General features: G+C 62.6%; 17 protein-coding genes. 6 read left to right on the forward strand and 11 right to left on the reverse strand.

The window, feature by feature from the left end:
- Positions 1 to 311: 311 nt before the first annotated feature.
- The 8 genes from I4W09_RS07765 to trxA all read right to left on the reverse strand — a co-directional run bounded on the left by I4W09_RS07765 (position 312) and on the right by trxA (position 7,460).
- Positions 312 to 980, reverse strand: a complete 669-nt coding sequence (locus tag I4W09_RS07765; RefSeq protein ID WP_230318732.1) for an HAD family hydrolase — start codon at positions 978 to 980, stop codon at positions 312 to 314.
- A 124-nt stretch (positions 981 to 1,104) separates the two neighbouring features.
- Positions 1,105 to 2,139 (reverse strand): hydrogenase expression/formation protein HypE, encoded by a 1,035-nt coding sequence (gene hypE / locus I4W09_RS07770; RefSeq protein ID WP_196033367.1) that lies wholly within the window; start codon positions 2,137 to 2,139, stop codon positions 1,105 to 1,107.
- Between the two features lie 48 nt (positions 2,140 to 2,187).
- Entirely contained in the window at positions 2,188 to 3,300 is a 1,113-nt protein-coding gene (hypD, locus tag I4W09_RS07775; RefSeq protein ID WP_196033370.1) for a hydrogenase formation protein HypD, read from the reverse strand.
- Complete coding sequence (locus tag I4W09_RS07780) at positions 3,300 to 3,560, reverse strand: HypC/HybG/HupF family hydrogenase formation chaperone (RefSeq protein WP_117736746.1); 261 nt, start codon at positions 3,558 to 3,560, stop codon at positions 3,300 to 3,302. Before I4W09_RS07780 ends, hypD begins: the two co-directional genes overlap by 1 nt.
- A gap of 131 nt (positions 3,561 to 3,691) precedes the next feature.
- Complete coding sequence (gene hypF, locus I4W09_RS07785; protein WP_196033373.1) at positions 3,692 to 6,145, reverse strand: carbamoyltransferase HypF; 2,454 nt, start codon at positions 6,143 to 6,145, stop codon at positions 3,692 to 3,694.
- Between the two features lie 29 nt (positions 6,146 to 6,174).
- Positions 6,175 to 6,669 carry a nickel-responsive transcriptional regulator NikR gene (gene nikR / locus I4W09_RS07790; RefSeq protein ID WP_271756796.1) on the reverse strand — a complete coding sequence of 165 codons (495 nt, stop codon included), beginning with the start codon at positions 6,667 to 6,669 and terminating at the stop codon, positions 6,175 to 6,177.
- 1 nt (position 6,670) lies between these two features.
- A complete protein-coding gene (locus tag I4W09_RS07795) occupies positions 6,671 to 6,919 on the reverse strand; it encodes a hypothetical protein (protein ID WP_117564540.1) in 249 nt (82 codons plus the stop codon).
- 220 nt (positions 6,920 to 7,139) lie between these two features.
- Positions 7,140 to 7,460 (reverse strand): thioredoxin, encoded by a 321-nt coding sequence (trxA, locus tag I4W09_RS07800; protein WP_196033375.1) that lies wholly within the window; start codon positions 7,458 to 7,460, stop codon positions 7,140 to 7,142.
- A gap of 136 nt (positions 7,461 to 7,596) precedes the next feature.
- Between trxA and I4W09_RS07805 the strand changes: the two genes are divergently transcribed.
- Positions 7,597 to 8,172, forward strand: a complete 576-nt coding sequence (locus I4W09_RS07805; protein WP_230318733.1) for a hypothetical protein — start codon at positions 7,597 to 7,599, stop codon at positions 8,170 to 8,172.
- Positions 8,173 to 8,190: 18 nt separating this feature from the next.
- On the opposite strand, the gene I4W09_RS07810 is transcribed toward I4W09_RS07805, so the two are convergent.
- The gene (locus I4W09_RS07810) at positions 8,191 to 9,468 is read right to left on the reverse strand and encodes a sensor histidine kinase (protein WP_196033381.1); all 1,278 of its coding nucleotides are present in this window, start codon (positions 9,466 to 9,468) and stop codon (positions 8,191 to 8,193) included.
- Positions 9,468 to 10,190, reverse strand: coding sequence for a LytR/AlgR family response regulator transcription factor (locus I4W09_RS07815; RefSeq protein ID WP_196033384.1), 723 nt, complete (start codon positions 10,188 to 10,190; stop codon positions 9,468 to 9,470). The genes I4W09_RS07810 and I4W09_RS07815 overlap by 1 nt, the downstream gene beginning before the upstream one ends.
- Before the next feature lie 292 nt (positions 10,191 to 10,482).
- Here I4W09_RS07815 and nadA point away from each other — a divergent pair, with 292 nt between their 5' ends.
- From nadA to I4W09_RS07835, 4 genes are read left to right on the forward strand one after another with little or no spacing between them, the layout of a single operon-like run.
- Positions 10,483 to 11,508 (forward strand): quinolinate synthase NadA, encoded by a 1,026-nt coding sequence (gene nadA, locus I4W09_RS07820; protein WP_196033387.1) that lies wholly within the window; start codon positions 10,483 to 10,485, stop codon positions 11,506 to 11,508.
- Positions 11,509 to 11,564: 56 nt separating this feature from the next.
- Positions 11,565 to 12,941, forward strand: coding sequence for an L-aspartate oxidase (locus tag I4W09_RS07825; protein WP_271756797.1), 1,377 nt, complete (start codon positions 11,565 to 11,567; stop codon positions 12,939 to 12,941).
- Positions 12,942 to 12,944: 3 nt separating this feature from the next.
- Positions 12,945 to 13,805, forward strand: a complete 861-nt coding sequence (nadC, locus tag I4W09_RS07830) for a carboxylating nicotinate-nucleotide diphosphorylase (RefSeq protein ID WP_196033390.1) — start codon at positions 12,945 to 12,947, stop codon at positions 13,803 to 13,805.
- Entirely contained in the window at positions 13,805 to 14,350 is a 546-nt protein-coding gene (locus tag I4W09_RS07835; protein WP_195622180.1) for a transcription repressor NadR, read from the forward strand. Before nadC ends, I4W09_RS07835 begins: the two co-directional genes overlap by 1 nt.
- 200 nt (positions 14,351 to 14,550) lie before the next feature.
- Here the strand turns inward: I4W09_RS07835 and I4W09_RS07840 are convergent, their stop codons facing one another.
- A complete protein-coding gene (locus I4W09_RS07840) occupies positions 14,551 to 14,802 on the reverse strand; it encodes a ferredoxin family protein (RefSeq protein ID WP_158564522.1) in 252 nt (83 codons plus the stop codon).
- Between the two features lie 443 nt (positions 14,803 to 15,245).
- On the opposite strand from I4W09_RS07840, the gene dnaK reads away from it, so the two are divergent.
- Positions 15,246 to 17,138, forward strand: coding sequence for a molecular chaperone DnaK (gene dnaK, locus I4W09_RS07845; RefSeq protein WP_196033393.1), 1,893 nt, complete (start codon positions 15,246 to 15,248; stop codon positions 17,136 to 17,138).

The following is a 17,138-nucleotide window of genomic DNA, read 5'->3' on the forward strand; positions in this document are numbered from 1 at the left end:
AACCTCGTTGCGGCGCGGCTGCGCCTATGGCACTTCAACATCATTGTCGCAGCCCCGACCCGCGGTCACGAGCGGGGGCTCCTATCTTTTTAGTGCCCTCGGATTGGGTCATAGTGTCTGTCGTTGCCAAAACAGCGACGTTCCCTTGGCTGGCTTAAAGTGGCACTTGCGCCTGCGACGTTGCCATGGTAGTCATTGGGGCGGCACTTGGGGACGTTCCTTTTCTGCCGGCAGTTGGGGACACTCCTTTGGTGCAGGGGCAGCTAAAAGAGTCCAGTTCCACATTGGCTACCCGTGGGAGGAATGAGCGGTTACTCGCCTAAGATCAGCTCGGCGAGTTCGTCCTGGGTGTCCACCACGTAGTCGGCGCCGGCGGCTTCCAGCTCTGCGCGGCCGCGGAAGCCCCAGCTGACGCCCGCGCTCTTAAGGCCGGCGTTGTGGCCGGTCAGAACATCGACATTCGAATCGCCCACATAGAGCGTGGTTGTCGGGTCGGCGTCCAGCGCTTCCATCACATGCAGCGTGACGGGCGCTTCGGGCTTGGGCGGAAACGCATCGACACGGCCCTGGACCAGCGCAAAGCGGTCGGGACCAAAGTACTTCTCGATAAGCGGAGCCGCCGAGACGTGGTCCTTGTTGGTGAGCACGGCAAGCTGCACACCCGCGGCGTGCAGGCGGTCGAGCATCTCGATTGTGCCGGCATAGGGGGCGGTGTGGTCCTCCTTGTGCTCGCCGTAGTAAGCCCTAAACTCGGCAAGTGTCTGCTCAAACATACGCCCGTCACCCGCATACTCGGCGGGCATAAAGCGCTCGACCAGCTTAAGCATGCCGTTTCCCACTTTGTAGCGGTACTCGTCCACGGCAAACGTGGGCCAGCCGTGCATCTCGCAGGTATGGTTACCGGCTGCCGCCAGGTCCTCGAGCGTGTTGAGGAGGGTGCCGTCCAGGTCAAAGATCACATGGGAAAAAGCTGCTGCCATGAAAGCTCCCGTCATTGGGTTTCAAAACGCACCTCATAATACTGGGCTTACGCGTCTGGCGTGGCTGGAATCTGAATATCTCCAGGGTTATCGGGTCGCATCGCGCCGACCGTGCGGTTCCGCCCTAGCAAATTCTCGGCAGCTGCTCTCCTACGAGCATGTCGAGGATGCGGGTTGATCCCCAGCCGGTACGTACGCGCACGGCGGGTCGAGCACCCTCGGCAAGCGGCAGCACGCGACCGATGATGGCGGCGTTCTCGCCGTAGCGGGCGGCGCGCATGGCCGCCAGCGCGGCATCGGCCTGCTCGGCCGGCACCACGGCGACCATCTTGCCCTCGTTTGCCACCTGCAGAACGTCGTAGCCGAGCATCTCGCAGGCGGCCTGCACGTCGGGGCGCACGGGCACGGCATCCTCGTCGATCTCCATGGCAACGCCGCTGGCCTGGGCAAACTCGTTGAGCGTGGATGCCAGGCCGCCACGCGTGGGGTCGCGGAAGCAGCGGGTGTCGGGGGCGGCGGCGAGCACGTCGGCAATCAGATGATTGAGCGGCGCAGCGTCGCTTTCGATGTTGCTCGAAAACGCCAAGCCCTCGCGCTGGCTCATGATGGCGATGCCGTGGTCGCCTAGCGTGCCCGATACCAGGATGGCGTCGCCGGGCCGACAGTTTGCACCGCTGAGCACTACGCCCGTGGGCACTTCGCCCACGCCGGCGGTATTGATGTAGACGCCGTCGGCACCGCCACGCTCGACCACCTTGGTGTCGCCGGTGATAATCTTCACGCCTGCCTCATGTGCCGTTTCGGCCATGGTCTGCACAATCTGGCGCAGCTTGTCCATGGGATAGCCCTCTTCGAGGATAAAACCGCATGAGAGGTAGCGCACGTTAGCGCCCGAGGTCGCGACGTCGTTGACGGTTCCGCATACGGCGAGGCGACCGATATTGCCGCCGGGGAAGAACTGCGGCGTTACCACAAAGCTGTCGGTCGACATGGCGATTCGCCCGCTTGCGGGCAGCGCGGCGACACCGGCATCGTTGCCCGCAAGCAGCTCGGGCGATCCAAAGGCATCCAGAAAGACCTCATCGATAATGCGCTTCATCATCTGGCCGCCGGAGCCGTGGCCCAACAGGACAGTGCTATCGGTAACGCTATGGGACATATCGAAAACTCCAATCGAGGGTGGTGCCGGTGTGCGGGTGCGTCTGGGCTAGTCGCGGTAGCGGTAGTACGCCGCGCAGCTGCCCTCGGAGCTCACCATGCAGGGGCCGACGGGGTGTTCGGGCGTACATGCGTGGCCGAACAACGGGCAGTCGCTCGGCGTGATGGCACCGCGCAGCACATCGCCGCAGCGGCACCCGCGTGGCTCGACCGTCGGTTCAATGGGTACGTCAAAGCGGGTGCCGGCATCAAAACGCGCGAATTCGGGTCGGATGGAAAGACCCGAGTTGGCAATCGGTCCCAGCCCGCGCCACGTGGTGTCGCACGGCTCAAATACCTGCTCGACCAGTTGGCGCGCCACGGGATTGCCGTCTGCATTGACGCCACGGCGGTAGGCGTTGTCGATTGCGGGTCTGTCCTCGACAACCATCTGGACCAGCATGCAGATGCCCTGCAGAATATCGACCGGCTCAAATCCCGTGGCCACGCCGGGGGTCTCGAACTCATCGACCAAAAACCCAAAGGGTGCCAGGCCCGTGATGGTAGCGACGTGACCAGGCAGGATAAAGCCGTCGATGGTTGTCTCGGGGTCGTTGGAGATCGCACGCAGTGCCGGCGGCGTGGTCTTGTGAGCGCAGTAGACCGAGAAGTTCTGGAGCCCGCGCGCGTCGGCCTCCAGGATAGCGGCGGCAATGGTGGGCGTTGTGGTCTCAAAGCCGACGCCCATAAAGATGACCGGACGTTCGGGATTTTGCTCGGCAATGTCGAGCGCGTCGAGCGGAGAGTAGACGATGCGGATGTCGCGCCCCGCCGCCTTTTGCGCGGCAAGCGAGGTGGACGATCCAGGCACGCGCATCATGTCGCCAAAGGTGGTGATGATGGCGCCGTCCATGTTGGAAAGCGCGATTGCGTGATCGATGTCGTGGTTGGCGGTGACGCAAACGGGGCACCCCGGGCCGCTTAGCAGTTTGAGTCCCGTCGGCATAATGGAGCGAAAGCCATAACGGCCAATGCTCACGGTATGAGTACCGCAGACTTCCATAAGGTTGATGCTGCGGTTGCCGACAAGCTCATGAATGTGATCGATGAGCTCGCGAGCCAGCTTGGGGTCGCGAAATGCCGAAAAGTCGATACCGGAGCGAACCGGCTGCGCCGCCGCCACTAGTATGCCTCGGCCGGGTTGGTGGCGAGCTGGTCCTCTTCGGCCAGCTCGGCCATGGTATTGACGAGCTCGAGTGTCTCTTGGGCTTCCTGCTCGTCGACAATCTGAATGCCAAAGCCGGCGTGCACGAGAATATAGTCGCCTACCTGTGCCGTCGGCACGAGGCGCAGCGAAACGGGGCGCTCGATGCCCATCATGTCGACGGTCGCCTTAAGGTCGTCGTCGCGTTTGACCACTTTACCGGGAACGGCAAGGCACATAATGTTCCCCTTTTATACGTTTTGCGCTGGACAGGCGCCTAATTACCCATCAGTTGATGGTAGCGCTCGCGGGAGTCGCGAGCAAACGCGTTACACCTGTGAGACGGCGGCGCGCAGGCTGGCAAAACAGCCTATCGAGAAGCCGTCTGCGCGAGGCGAGCGCGAGCGATGGCGGCCTGACCGTAGGCGATGCAGCCATCGTTGACGGGCACAGCGTGGGGGACCAAGACGGCAAGACCGGCGTCTTTGAGTTCATGGGTAAGGAGCTTAAGCAAAAGCCGGTTCATGAACACACCGCCCGAGAGCGCGACAGTATCGAGACCCTCGCGATCACAAATCTCGTACGCGACGTGGGTCGTGGCGTGCGTAATGGCGATGTGGAACCCGAGGGCGAGCCTGTCGGCCGGCGCGCCTGCCTCGATTCCATTCAGAAGAGTTTCGATGAGCGGTTGGGGGTCCAAGATGGAGGAGTCGTCGGCAGACATGAATACGCCTGCATCATTGCTGTCGAGACGAACAGGCTTACCGTCGAGCGCACGCCAAGCGGCGGCTTCGAGTTCGATGGCGGGTTCGCCTTCGTAGGTTGCCTGCCCGCAAATGCCCAAAACTGCAGCGGCGGCGTCAAAGAGGCGCCCCATGCTGCTGGTACGCGGGCTGTTGATGCCGCGCTCGATCATGGTGGCTGTCACGCTGCGCATTTGCTCGTCGAGGGTGCCCAATAGCCCCGCGGCACCCGGGTGCTCGAGCAGGCCGAGCTCGTTTAGCAGGGCAAAGGCATTGCGCCGGGCATCGCGCACGGATGCGGCACCGCCTGGCAGCGCCCAGGTGCGCAGGTGCGCGGCGCGTTCAAAATCGGCAAGGCCGGCGACAAGGAACTCGCCGCCCCAAATGGTTCCGTCGGTGCCCGCCCCCGTGCCATCAAAGGCGATGCCGAGGACGCGTGCGTTGGTTGTAAGCTGGCCCGCGGCGATAGCCTCGGCCATTACGCTCGCGATATGCGCATGATGGTGCTGCACCTCGACGAGCGGCATGCCCTGTTCTTGCGCCTGCTCGCGCGCCCACTGGCTCGATAGATAGCTGGGGTGTAAATCGCAGGCCAAGGCGGCGGGCGTCAAGTCAAAAAGGTCTTCCAAGCGCGTGCGTGCGGCGTTCCAGGCATCGAAGGTCCCGCCGTTTTCGACATCGCCGATATGCTGCGACACAAAACAGGCCGCCTCGCCGTTCGCATCCTCGCGCGTGAATGCGATTGTTGCCTTTTGCTGTGGGCCGCAGGTGAGCACGCAGGGTGCAGTGCCGTTGAGCGCCGGCAACGACAACGGTTGCGGCGCATATCCGCGTGCGCGACGCACAGACATGACGGTGCCGTCGACCACACGTACCACGGAGTCGTCATAGCGCGAGAGGATTGCGCGGTTGTTGCCGAGCAGCGCGTCAGCAATGCCGGCGGCAACGAGGTGTTCCCAAGCAAGGCCGTCATCAGTTTCGATAGGTTCCTCGCTCAGGTTTCCGCTGGTCATGACGAACGCATGCATGCCGCGCGCTGCGGCCGCGGCGAGCAGTAAATGTTGAAGCGGGGTGTAGGGGAGCATAACGCCAAGCTCAGGCAAGTCGTGTGCGACGGACGGCGCGAGTGTAAGAGCGTCGGGGGAATCCCCCTCGCCAACAGCACGCCGGCGCAACAGCACGATGGGGCGAATGCTGCCGGCCAGCAGGCCGCGCTCAACGTCGTTGACACGGCACAGGCGTTCAGCATCGGCAAGGCTGCGCACCATAACGGCAAGCGGCTTGTTGCTGCGGCGCTTGCGACGGCGCAGCTCGACCACCGCCTGCTCATTGGCGGCGTCGCAGGCCAGATGGAATCCGCCCAGGCCCTTGATGGCGACAATACCGCCGCTGGCCAGAAGCTCGACACAGCGGTCAATAATGACATCGCTAGTTTCGCGCGTGCTGCCGACGGCTGGCGTCGCCCCCGAGCCTTCGAGCTCCATGTCGCCCGCCGCCTCGCGCCAGGTAATATGTGGCCCGCAGTCAAAGCAGGCATCGGGCTGCGCATGAAAGCGCCGGTCAAGCGGGTCGCCATACTCTGCGGCGCACTCGGGGCACATGGGAAAGCAATCCATCGACGTGGCCGCTCGGTCATAAGGCAGCGACCGGATGATGGTAAAGCGCGGCCCACAGTTGGTGCAGTTGATAAAGGGGTAGTGATAGCGCCGGTCGGCGGGGTCGAACAGTTCGCGCAGGCAGTCGTCACAGGTGGCGATATCGGGGGAGATGAGCGTCGTGTGCGCGGTCTGATCCTGCGATGCTACGATACGAAAGGCCTGCTCATCGTCGGGATCCCAAGCGTCGGGCTCAAGGTCTGCAACAGCGACATGCTCAACGCGGGCCGCGGCAGGCGCGTGCTCCGACAGCGCGGCGACAAAGCCGTCGAGTGCCTCGACCGAAGCATGCGCCTCGATGTGCACGCCATCGCCCGCGTTAAGCACCCAGCCGCAAATGCCATGCGCCATAGCCTCGCGATACACAAATGGCCGCATGCCAACGCCCTGCACAATGCCCGTCACATGAATATGCACATGCCGCATGCGAGCCTCCTTCATTGAAGTGTCTGCTGTTACAGCCCCAGGCTTTGCTTGGTGGCGGCGCAGGTGAGCTCGCCGTGCTTAACGCCGCGCAGCCCCAGCAGACGGTCCGCCAGCTCGTAGACGCGTTTGCCGCGACCCTTGAGCGCCAGAATCTCCAAGCAGTTGTGGTGGTCCAGATGCACGTGCATGGTCGAGACAATCTCGTCGGTGTAGTCGTGCTGCACCTCGTCCAGACGGCGCGTCAGGTCGCCGGTATGGTGGTCATAGATCATAGTGAGCGAACCGATGACCTGCTCGTCGGGCGTGCGCATCTGCTCCTTGGCGATCGAGGCGCGAATCAGATCGCGTACGGCCTCGGATCGGTTAGCCACGTCACCGCGGCGCGCGATCTGCTCGTCAAAGCGGCGCAGCAGGTCGTCGGGCGCGGTGACCGAAAAGCGGACCAGCTCGGAGCTGGGGCCGCTGCAGCGGCAGCTCGCATCGTCGTCCGCACCGTGATCGTGCTCGTGCTCGTGCTCGGCCACGTTACACCAGTTTCACAGAGCCGACGGAGTTGTGATCTGCCTCGATGGCCTCCTCGTAGCCCTCGAGCGCATCATGCGCCTCGTGCAGCGCAGACATGGCGGCCTCGAGCTTGGCGCCAATGCGCTCCATGTCAAAGTTCTCGGTCGCATGCAGCAGCTGATGGCTCCACTCGTGAGCGAGCTCAATGGTGTCGTCGACCTGCTTGACGCTCATGGCAAGCTGGCTCATGTTCATTCCGACGTCATGCATGGGAATCTCCTTTTGTACGGGGCGAAATGGTGGTTCAGATTCTACTACGCCCGCCTTGGGCGCCGCCGCATAAGAAAACGGGCGCGAGTCCGTCTGACCCGCACCCGTTCACTGGGGGCTGTTTGTGCCTACCATACTATCCGTGGTCGCATGCCTTGCGTTTGGCACTCCGGCGAGCGGTGCGAAACCGCTCATGGACGGCAGACAGGTAACAAGCGTATTACAGATGTTTCTTCAGCAGTGCCTGAAGCCTTGCCTTGGGTAAGGCGCCGACCGAACGGTCGACTTCCTCGCTGTTCTTAAAGACGATCAGCGTGGGGATGCTCATGACGCCAAACTTCATGGCCAGGTCCTGGTTGTCATCGACGTTGCACTTGGCCACAGCCAGCTTGCCGGCCAGTTCGTCGGCGACCTCGTCTACGATGGGCGAGAGCGAGCGGCAGGGGCCGCACCACGGGGCCCAAAAATCAACCAGTACGGGCAGGCTATCGTTGACGACAGCGTCGAAGTTCTCGGGGGTAATCTGCTTGATGTCAGCCATAGTGACCTCCATAATGCGACGCGGCTCGGCCGCGTAAAACTCAGTACGACCGTGCTTATACCCAGCGGCTCGTAAAGCAACCACTCGCGGGCGGCTCTTTTATATAATGGTGGGCACGCAAACGATTGGAGAGCGCATGCCCACGTCACAAAGCCAGAAAAAAGAAGCCATCGCTCAGGCGACCGAGCAGGAGCTCGCGTCGCTTGCAGATCGCGGCGTGCGTATCTCGGGCAACGCGTGCTCGCCGATTGTGCTGGTCAAAGGCGATTTGGATGAAGCCGAGTGCTCGGGCGGTGAGCTGGCTGCCGGCGCGGATGGCGCCGCGTTGCGCAAGGCGCTCGGCGCCATCGGATATGCCCCCGAGGATTTTTGTGTGCTGGCAAGCGTCGCCGGCGCGGGCGACGGAGCGGTCGCGGCGGGCGAGGCCCTGACGTGCGACCTGTTCCGCGAGGCGCTGGAGACCTTGGACCCCGAGGCGGTGCTGCTGCTGGACAACAGCGCGGCCGATGTCATGCGCGAGACCTATGCCGATATGCTTGTGGCAATTGATGACTTTGACACCGCCATGCTTAAGCCCGGCCTGGTCGCCCATGTGCAGGGGCGCCGCGTGCTGGCGCTCGACGGTTTTGAGGCGGCGCTCACCGACAAGGCCGCCAAGCAGCGTATGTGGGCCTACATTAAGCAGCTGCCCCCGGCGGCTGCACCGCTGTAGCGAGGCTGGCGGCAGCCCCTACATCACGGCGCGCAGCTCAAACCGGTCGCCGTTAATGCGGAACTGGCAGTTGCCGTTCATGCGCTCGACGGCAAGCATAATGCTCTTGGTGCCAAAGCCGTGCCCAGTGTGCTGAGCCACGGGCATGCCGTCGACCATGTGCGGCGCACGGCCAAACGTGTTGGAAACCAGCAATAGAAGCTGACCGTCTTCGTAGCGAAGGTCCAGGTCGACAAACCGCTTGCCTTCGGGGGCGGCGCTCGCCGCGGCGATGGCATTGTCCAGGGCGTTCGATACCACACTGAACAGATCGACATCGCCCACGTGGACGGTCTCGGGCACGGCGGCGCGCAGGTCGGCGGTGATGCCGTGCGCGTTGATGTCCGCAGAAAGCGACGAGAGCGCAATGTTGACCGTTTCGTTGGCGCAGTAGCGGCGCACGGCGGTGCGGTCGTTGGTCTCGCAGAGCGCGTCGATGCGCTCGAGCGCTTCATCGGTGTGACCCTCTTCGATCAGGGCCGCTAGACCGCGCAGGTAGTGGCGCATGTCGTGACGGAGAACCGAGAGCTCGCGTCCGGACTGGCGCCAGGCTTCGAGCTCTTTGATGGCCGCGCTGTCGCGGGTCGCGAGCATCCAGCGCTCGCGCTCGGCGATTTCCTTTGCCTCGTATTCGCGAAGGTAGACGGCAAGAAACATAAGGTAGAAGGCGCAGAGGGCGAACGCCAAAAACTCAACCGTCACCACGGAGCCCGAGTGGAAGAGCGTGGTATAGACGTTGGTGGCGTAGTCGAAGATGTAGTAGACGAGCGGCAGGATGAGCAGAATTTCCAGCTCGGTGGGGCTTTTGATCGCCAGGCGGGGGCCGATGTCGCTTGCCCAATGCAGCAAGACGGCAAAGACGCCGAGTGTGGTGATGATGCGCGCCGCGTAGTACGCGACCTGCGAATCGGTGGCGGCGAATGCGGCGATGCCCATCCAGTTGCTAAACTGGCAGCTCAGGTAGGCACTGGTAACGCCCAGGATGGCGAGCAGCGGACTCAGGCGATAGCGTACGCACAGGTAGACGACAAGCGGCAGATGCACGACGAGCGGATAGGCCTGTCGGGCGAAAAGCTCGCCGCCGACGGCATTGGCGAGGCAGAATGCACATCCGGTTACGGCGCCGACCCCCACCAGCTCGAGCGAATGGCGGCCGTTGATCTCGACACCGCACAGCGCCGCCGAGGCAAAGACGCCAAAGAGCAACGTCGTCGCATGGTGGATTGCCCAAAGTACCAGTTCTGCCGAGGAAAGCATCAGCGTCTCCCGCCCTCGAACCGCACCGCAAAGTAGGCGTCTTGGAATCCCTGCTTGCAGCTGCGCGCGAGCGGTATGCACGCGCCCGAGCGCATGACGATTTCCGTGCGATTGAAGTGGTCGATGTTGCGCAGATTGACCTGGTAGCTGCGGTGGCACTTAAAGAAGGTCGCGTTTTGGGCCAGCCGGTCCTCGATGCTGCGGAACGGCTCGAGCGCCTCGATATCGCGGCCATCGCGCAGGTGGAAGACCACGTGCTTGTTGCGAGCCTCGGCATATTCGATATCGGATAGGCGCAGGGCATGGTAGCCAAAGGACGTCTTGATGACGAGTTCGTCGATCGTTGCCGGACGCAGGCTCGACAGCTCGTCGAGCAGTTGCGCCACGCGCTCGTAGGTCACGGGTTTGAGCAGGTAGTCGAAGGCGCGGACCTCGTAGGACTCAAGCGCGAACTCGGGCGATGAGGTCAGAAACACCAAGCGCACGGCGGTATCGGATTGGCGCAGCTCGCGGGCGGTGTCCATGCCGTTGACGAGCGGCATGATCATGTCGAGCATGATAATGTCGGCGCGCGATGCGGCATGGCGTGCCAGCAGGTCCTCGCCGCGCGTGACGAGTGCAACATCGACCGCCGTACCCGTCTCGGCCGACCAGCGGTTGATCATGCGGTGCAGGTTATCTAGAAAGGCGACGTCGTCGTCGCAGGCGATGATTCTGAGCATATTGGGCCCCCTTAGTACCTCGATTTTGCCACATCGTGCACGCGCCGCCCGCGGGGGTGCGTTCCATTTGCGCCCCACGGTACGCAACTCGCGCCGAGTGGTATTGCGGTGGCGAAAGATGCCTCCTGCGCTATCGAGAGCTCGACTATCCTCAGCTTGCCAGTTCGAAAATGGACCTGCCGCATGATTGAATCTTTTTCCAACTTTACACCTAGGTTTACAGCTGTCTTGTCAGCTGTAAACCTAGGTGTCATACTAAAGCCCCAAGATTCGCCAAAAGAGAGGGGCCTTGATGGCACAGAGCGCGAACATGGATGCATCGGAGCTTGTACGCGATATCGCGGCCGGCCTGGCATCGGCAACGACGGCAACGGAGCGCGCGGCACTGGTGCCTGCAGAGCTCGTCGAGGCCATTCAGCAACTAAAAACCCAACGTGACGCAGTGATCCTGGCGCACTATTATGTGGCGCCCGAGGTTCAGGCTGTGGCCGATTTCGTCGGCGACAGCTTCTACCTGGCAAAGCTCGCCAAGAGCCTGCCGCAGCAGGCTATCGTGCTGTGCGGCGTGGAGTTTATGGGCGAGAGCGCCAAGCTGCTCAACCCCACCAAGACCGTGCTACTGCCCGAGCCGGGCGCGGACTGCCCCATGGCGCACATGGTCAAGCGCGAGACGGTCGACGCAGCGCGCGCCGAGTATGGCGACGACCTGGCCGTGGTGTGCTACGTCAACTCGACGGTCGAGATCAAGAGCTGGAGTGACGTGTGCGTTACCAGCTCTAACGCCGTCAAGATCGTCTCCGAGCTGCCGCAGCAGCACATCTTGTTCATTCCCGACCAGAACTTGGGCCGCTTTGTGGCCGAGCAGGTGCCCCAAAAGCACGTCATCCTCAACAACGGCTACTGCCCGCGTCATCACATCATCACCGTCGAGCAGATCGTCGACGCGCAGGAGGCGCACCCCGACGCGCTCGTGCTGGCGCACCCCGAGTGCAAGGCCGACGTCCTGGCCGAGGCCGACTACATCGGCTCTACTGCCGGCATCATCAAGTATGCCGAGGAGTCGGACGCCAGCGAGTTCATCATCGTGACGGTCCGCGGCGTGCTCTACGAGCTTGAACGCCGCTGCCAGGGCACTGGCAAGAAGTTCTACTTCCCTGCGGTGCAGCCCACCTGCGTCAACATGGATCTCATCACGCTCGAAAAGCTCGTGCACTGCCTGGAGACGGGCGAGGGCGAGGTGCAGATTGGCGTGTCGGACGAGGCCGCCGATCAGGCCAAGCTCACGCTCGACCGCATGCTCGAGTACGCGGCGCGCTAAGCCAATGTGACATGAGGGACCATCCCTTATGCCACATTACAAGGGAGAGGATTCCTGTGGAAACCAAACAATACCCCGATATGGAGTGTGACGTCGTCATTGCCGGTTGCGGCGTGGCGGGCCTGTATGCGGCTCTCAATCTGCCGACGAGCACGCGCGTGATCATGCTTTCCAAGGGCGCCGTCGATGAGTGCGATTCGATGCTCGCGCAGGGCGGCATTTGTGTGCTGCCCGAAGGCTCGGACTACGATGCCTTCTTTGAGGACACCATGCACGCCGGCCATTACGAGAACCGCCGCGAGAGTGTTGACATCATGATTCGCTCGAGCCGCTCGGTCATCAACGACCTGCTGGCCATGGGCGTGGACTTTGAGCGTAAGGCCGACGGCAGCCTCGACTTTACCCGCGAGGGCGCGCACAGCCGCCCGCGCATCGCCTTCCATGCCGATATTACGGGCAAGGAGATTACGACCAAGCTGCTCCAGGCTGTCCGCAAGCTGGACAACGTGCAGATTTTGGAGCACGTTGCCATGACCGACATCCTGACCGCCGAGCGCGATGGCGCCACGGTGTGCACCGGCGTCGTCGCCGTCGCCGTGGACGAGGACGATTCAGCTCGCCCCGCCGACGAGCTGGCAAATGCCGCCGAGGGCGTGCATGTCGGCGGGCCGTTTAAGATCCATGCCCGCCATACGCTGTGGGCGACAGGTGGCATCGGCGGCGTATACGACCATTCGACCAACTACCCACAGCTCACGGGCGACGCCTGCTACATCGCTCAGGAGCATGGCATTAAGATGGAGCACCTGGACTACGTGCAGATCCACCCCACGGGACTGTTCTCGCCGCAGCCGGGCCGCACCTTCCTGATCAGCGAGAGCTGCCGCGGCGAGGGCGCGATTTTGCTCAACGCCGCCGGTGAGCGCTTTACCGACGAGCTGCAGCCGCGCGACGTGGTCGCCGCCGCTATTCGCGAGCAGATGAAGCAGGACGGCACCGAGCACGAGTGGCTGAGCTTTGCCCCCGTCGAGCGCGACGTGGTGACCGGGCACTTTGCCAACATCCGCGCGCGCTGCCTGGAGGACGGCCGCGACATCTTGGACGAGCCCATCCCCGTTACGCCCACGCAGCACTACTTTATGGGCGGCGTGTGGGTCGACAAGGACGGCCGCACCTCGATGCCCGAGCTCTACGCCGCGGGCGAGACGGCTTGCAACGGCGTTCACGGCAAGAACCGCCTTGCATCAAACAGCCTGCTCGAGGCGCTGGTCTGGGGTCGTCGCGCCGCGTGGTACATGCGCACCGGCGAGTCGCTGGCCGTGGAGCAGGCGGGCGATCCCGTGCTCGATGGTCGTCATCGCGCCCTGAGCGCCGACACCCTGGCAATCGATGATTTGGCCCGTGCCGCCGGCACGCAGGCCGTGGAGGAGTAGACCATGAATCCCATTACCATGAAGCTCGTCGTCGATGATCTGATTCTGCAGGCCCTGCGCGAGGACATTACGTTTGAGGACGTGAGCACGGCGAGCGTGTGCCCCACGGCGCGTCCCGCCACGGTGGAGCTCATCGCCAAAGCCGATGGCATCATCGCGGGACTTGATGTGTTCGCCCGCACCTTTGAGCTGCTGGATCCGCAGAGCTCGGTGCTGTTTGATGTTGCCGACGGTGACGAGGTGCACGCCGGCGACCACGTGGGTCAGGTGCGTGGCGATGCGCGCGTGCTGCTTTCGGGCGAGCGCGTGGCACTCAACTACCTGCAGCGCATGAGCGGCATCGCTACCTATACGCACAGCATGGCCGCGGCGCTCGAAGGAACCAAGACCGTGCTCGTCGACACGCGTAAGACCACGCCGGGCATGCGCGTCTTCGAGAAGGCTGCGGTCGAGATTGGCGGCGGCAGCAACCACCGTTACAACCTGTCGACGGCCGTCATGCTCAAGGACAACCACATCGACGCCGCCGGTGGCGTGGCACGTGCGATTGAGATGGCGCGCGCCCATGCGTCGTTTACCACGACGGTCGAGATCGAGTGCGAGAACCTGGATATGGTGCGCGAGGCTGTGGAGGCCGGCGCCGATATCATCATGCTCGACAACATGACCCACGACGATATGGCCGCCGCGATTGAGCTTATCGCCGGCCGCGCCAAGACCGAGTGCTCGGGCAATGTGGATGCCAGCAATATCCGCGCCCTGGCTGATCTGGGCGTCGACTACATTAGCTCGGGGGCGTTGACGCACTCTGCGCCGATTCTCGACCTCTCGCTTAAGCACCTGCGTCTGCTGGACGGTAAATAATGAACGCCCGCGAGCGTCGCCGTGCCATCATGGCCGTGCTCGAGCGAGCCAAGGGACCCGTATCGGGCAGCGCGCTTGCCCACGAGGTGGGTGTGAGCCGCCAGGTCGTGGTGCAGGACATCGCCCTGCTGCGCGCCGATGGGCACGATATCGTGGCGACCAATCGCGGCTACGTGCTGCAGGAGGCCGCGAGTAGCCCCGCCGTGCCCACGCGTCTTGTTAAGGTGCGCCACAGTGTGGAGCAGGCGGGCGACGAGCTCACGAGTATCGTCGACGCGGGTGGCGCCGTGCTCAACGTGATCGTCAACCATCGTGTGTACGGCAAGATCACGGCCGACCTGGACATCCGCAACCGTCGCGATGTTGAGCGCTATCTGCGCGATATCGAGAGCGGCAAGAGTTTTCCGCTGCTGACGGTGACGAGCGGCTATCACTTCCATCGCATCGCGGCGGAGGACGAACAGACTCTCGACGAGATCGAGGCCATGCTCAAGGAGAAGGGCTACCTAGCCGACTTGATGCCCTACGAGGACGATTTGTCCTAGACGACGCCGCATCTATAAGTTGCGGTGAAATAGTTCCTAAAATCGGCATCCAAGCCATAAAACAGGAACTATTCCACCGCAACTGCCAAGGGTCCCGCTCCAAATTAGCTGCCCATACAAGCAAAAGGAGGCCTCCGTGGCGATGCGGAGGCCTCCTTTTTTGTGCACGGTGTACTTTTGAGTGTGCAGGTGGGGAGTTGTTACTCCTCGACGATCTCGGTGATCGCGCCGGCGGGGCAAGCGTCCTGGCAAGCGCCACAGGCGACGCAGGAATCCTCGTCAGCGACGGTAGCGACGTCCTGGAGCTCCAGAACGCCAGCGGGGCAGGAGTCGACGCAAACGCCACAAGCGATGCACTCGTCGGCATCAATTACGGGATGAGCCATGGTAGTTTCCTCTCTGTTGACCGACGCTACAGGCGATGCGCGTCGGTTTGATTCGGGCAAAAACATACCACGGGAGCGACCGTTTGCAATACCCTCTGACCGGCATCTTCATACCGTTCGCCGAGTATGCCGCGGCTTACTAAAAAACATGCAGGTGAGGCCGTTGAGCTGCGCAAATGTTAGCTTCAGGTGACTTGAAATATAGGGCGATTGAGCGTGCTTGCGGAAACCGCATCCCGTAATCCACGTCCAAAACGGGACACAGTTCCAGACCCAAACCTCAGCCATCTCTACATAGAACTCGATAGATTTGCCCAGAACTCAAACAGGGCGTCTACCTGCGCATTTGAGAACCTAAACTCTCGGAGATAAGAAATCTTATATGAATTGACTTAGATTTTGTATATTCCGGCCCATAAGAGGATACACTACATCCTGAAAGACAAGCCGAAGCGCCGCGCGACGGACCGTCGAGGCGGCGCGAACGCAAAAGAGAGAGGGAATTTCTAATGAGTAAGATTCTTGGTATCGACCTTGGTACTACTAACTCAGCTATGGCCGTCCTCGAGGGCGGTTCTCCGACCATTATCGTGAACGCCGAGGGCGACCGCACCACCCCGTCCGTTGTTGGCTTCCGTGCTGACGGCGACCGCGTCGTGGGTAAGGCCGCTAAGAACCAGGCTGTCACCAACCCCAAGAACACCGTGTTCTCCATCAAGCGCTTCATGGGCCGCAAGTACTCCGAGTGCACCTCCGAGATCAAGACTGTGCCGTACGAGGTCAAGGAGGGCCAGGGTGGCCGTGCCGTCGTCGACATCGAGGGCAAGGATTACACCGCCGAACAGGTGAGCGCCATGACGCTCGCAAAGATGAAGGCCGACGCCGAGAAGTATCTGGGCGAGACCGTCACCGACGCCGTCATCACCGTCCCGGCCTACTTCAACGACGCCCAGCGTCAGGCCACCAAGGACGCCGGCAAGATCGCCGGCCTCAACGTCAAGCGTATCGTCAACGAGCCGACCGCTGCTGCCCTGGCCTATGGCCTGGACAAGCAGGGTACCGACCAGCGCATCCTGGTCTTCGACCTGGGCGGCGGCACCTTCGACGTTTCCATCCTCGACCTCGCCGACGGCGTGTTTGAGGTTCTGTCCACCTCGGGCGACAACCACCTGGGCGGCGACGACTGGGATCAGCGCGTCATCGACTGGATGGCCGATAAGTTCCAGCAGGAGAACGGCGTCGATCTGCGTCAGGACCCCATGGCCCTGCAGCGTCTGAAGGAGGCTGCCGAGAACGCCAAGAAGGAGCTCTCCGCGGCGCAGCAGTCCACCATTAACCTGCCGTTCATTACCATGAACCAGTCCGGCCCGCTGCACCTCAACTACACGCTGACCCGTGCCGAGTTCGAGAAGATCACCCGCGACCTGCTCGAGCGCTGCAAGCAGCCTGTCACCAACGCCCTGCGCGACGCTAAGCTCAAGCTCTCCGATCTGACCGAGGTCATCCTCGTCGGCGGTTCTACCCGTATGCCCGCTGTCCAGGATCTGGTCAAGACCATGACCGGCAAGCAGCCCAACATGTCCGTGAACCCCGATGAGGTCGTTGCCGACGGCGCTGCCGTCCAGGGCGGCGTGCTCACCGGTGACGTCGAGGGCATCCTGCTGCTCGACGTCACCCCGCTGTCGCTGGGCGTCGAGACCATGGGCGGCATCATGACCAAGATGATCGACCGCAACACCACGATCCCGACCTCCAAGACCGAGGTCTACTCCACCGCTGCCGACAACCAGACCAGCGTCGAGATCAACGTGCTCCAGGGCGAGCGCGAGCTTGCCCGCGACAACAAGTCGCTCGGTAAGTTCCAGCTGACCGGTATCCCGGCTGCTCGCCGCGGCGTGCCGCAGATCGAGGTCACCTTCGACATCGACGCCAACGGCATCGTCAAGGTTTCCGCTAAGGACAAGGGCACCGGCAAGGAGCAGCAGATTACCATTTCCGGCTCCACCGCTCTGTCCGACGACGAAGTCGATCGTATGGTCAAGGACGCCGAGGCTCATGCCGAGGAGGACAAGAAGCAGAAGGAAGAGGTCGAGGTCCGCAACCAGACCGATAGCCTTTGCTACTCCACCGAGCAGACCCTCAACGAGCTGGGCGACAAGGTTTCCGCCGATGTGAAGTCCAAGGCCGAGGCCGCTATCGCCGACGCCAAGAAAGCGCTCGAGGGCTCTGACGTCGAGGCCATCAAGGCCGCTGGTGAGTCCCTGCAGTCCGTGGCCTACGAGCTGGCTCAGGTTGTCTACGCCGACGCTCAGCAGCAGACCGACGGTGCCGCCGGTGCCCAGTCTGCCGACGATGACGTCGTCGACGCCGACTACGAGGTTGTGGACGACGAGGACAAGTAA

Origin of the sequence: Collinsella aerofaciens (assembly GCF_015670795.1) — a bacterium.
Lineage (GTDB): Bacteria > Actinomycetota > Coriobacteriia > Coriobacteriales > Coriobacteriaceae > Collinsella > Collinsella aerofaciens_Q.

What these genes read in the sequence shown, in the direction of transcription:
- I4W09_RS07765 (WP_230318732.1), bottom strand. Translation starts at nt 980, where the DNA reads ATGGCAGCAGCTTTTTCCCATGTGATCTTTGACCTGGACGGCACCCTC.
- hypE (WP_196033367.1), bottom strand. Translation starts at nt 2,139, where the DNA reads ATGTCCCATAGCGTTACCGATAGCACTGTCCTGTTGGGCCACGGCTCC.
- I4W09_RS07780 (WP_117736746.1), bottom strand. Translation starts at nt 3,560, where the DNA reads ATGTGCCTTGCCGTTCCCGGTAAAGTGGTCAAACGCGACGACGACCTT.
- hypF (WP_196033373.1), bottom strand. Translation starts at nt 6,145, where the DNA reads ATGCGGCATGTGCATATTCATGTGACGGGCATTGTGCAGGGCGTTGGC.
- I4W09_RS07795 (WP_117564540.1), bottom strand. Translation starts at nt 6,919, where the DNA reads ATGCATGACGTCGGAATGAACATGAGCCAGCTTGCCATGAGCGTCAAG.
- trxA (WP_196033375.1), bottom strand. Translation starts at nt 7,460, where the DNA reads ATGGCTGACATCAAGCAGATTACCCCCGAGAACTTCGACGCTGTCGTC.
- I4W09_RS07805 (WP_230318733.1), top strand. Translation starts at nt 7,597, where the DNA reads ATGCCCACGTCACAAAGCCAGAAAAAAGAAGCCATCGCTCAGGCGACC.
- I4W09_RS07810 (WP_196033381.1), bottom strand. Translation starts at nt 9,468, where the DNA reads ATGCTTTCCTCGGCAGAACTGGTACTTTGGGCAATCCACCATGCGACG.
- I4W09_RS07815 (WP_196033384.1), bottom strand. Translation starts at nt 10,190, where the DNA reads ATGCTCAGAATCATCGCCTGCGACGACGACGTCGCCTTTCTAGATAAC.
- nadA (WP_196033387.1), top strand. Translation starts at nt 10,483, where the DNA reads ATGGCACAGAGCGCGAACATGGATGCATCGGAGCTTGTACGCGATATC.
- nadC (WP_196033390.1), top strand. Translation starts at nt 12,945, where the DNA reads ATGAATCCCATTACCATGAAGCTCGTCGTCGATGATCTGATTCTGCAG.
- I4W09_RS07835 (WP_195622180.1), top strand. Translation starts at nt 13,805, where the DNA reads ATGAACGCCCGCGAGCGTCGCCGTGCCATCATGGCCGTGCTCGAGCGA.
- I4W09_RS07840 (WP_158564522.1), bottom strand. Translation starts at nt 14,802, where the DNA reads ATGTTTTTGCCCGAATCAAACCGACGCGCATCGCCTGTAGCGTCGGTC.
- dnaK (WP_196033393.1), top strand. Translation starts at nt 15,246, where the DNA reads ATGAGTAAGATTCTTGGTATCGACCTTGGTACTACTAACTCAGCTATG.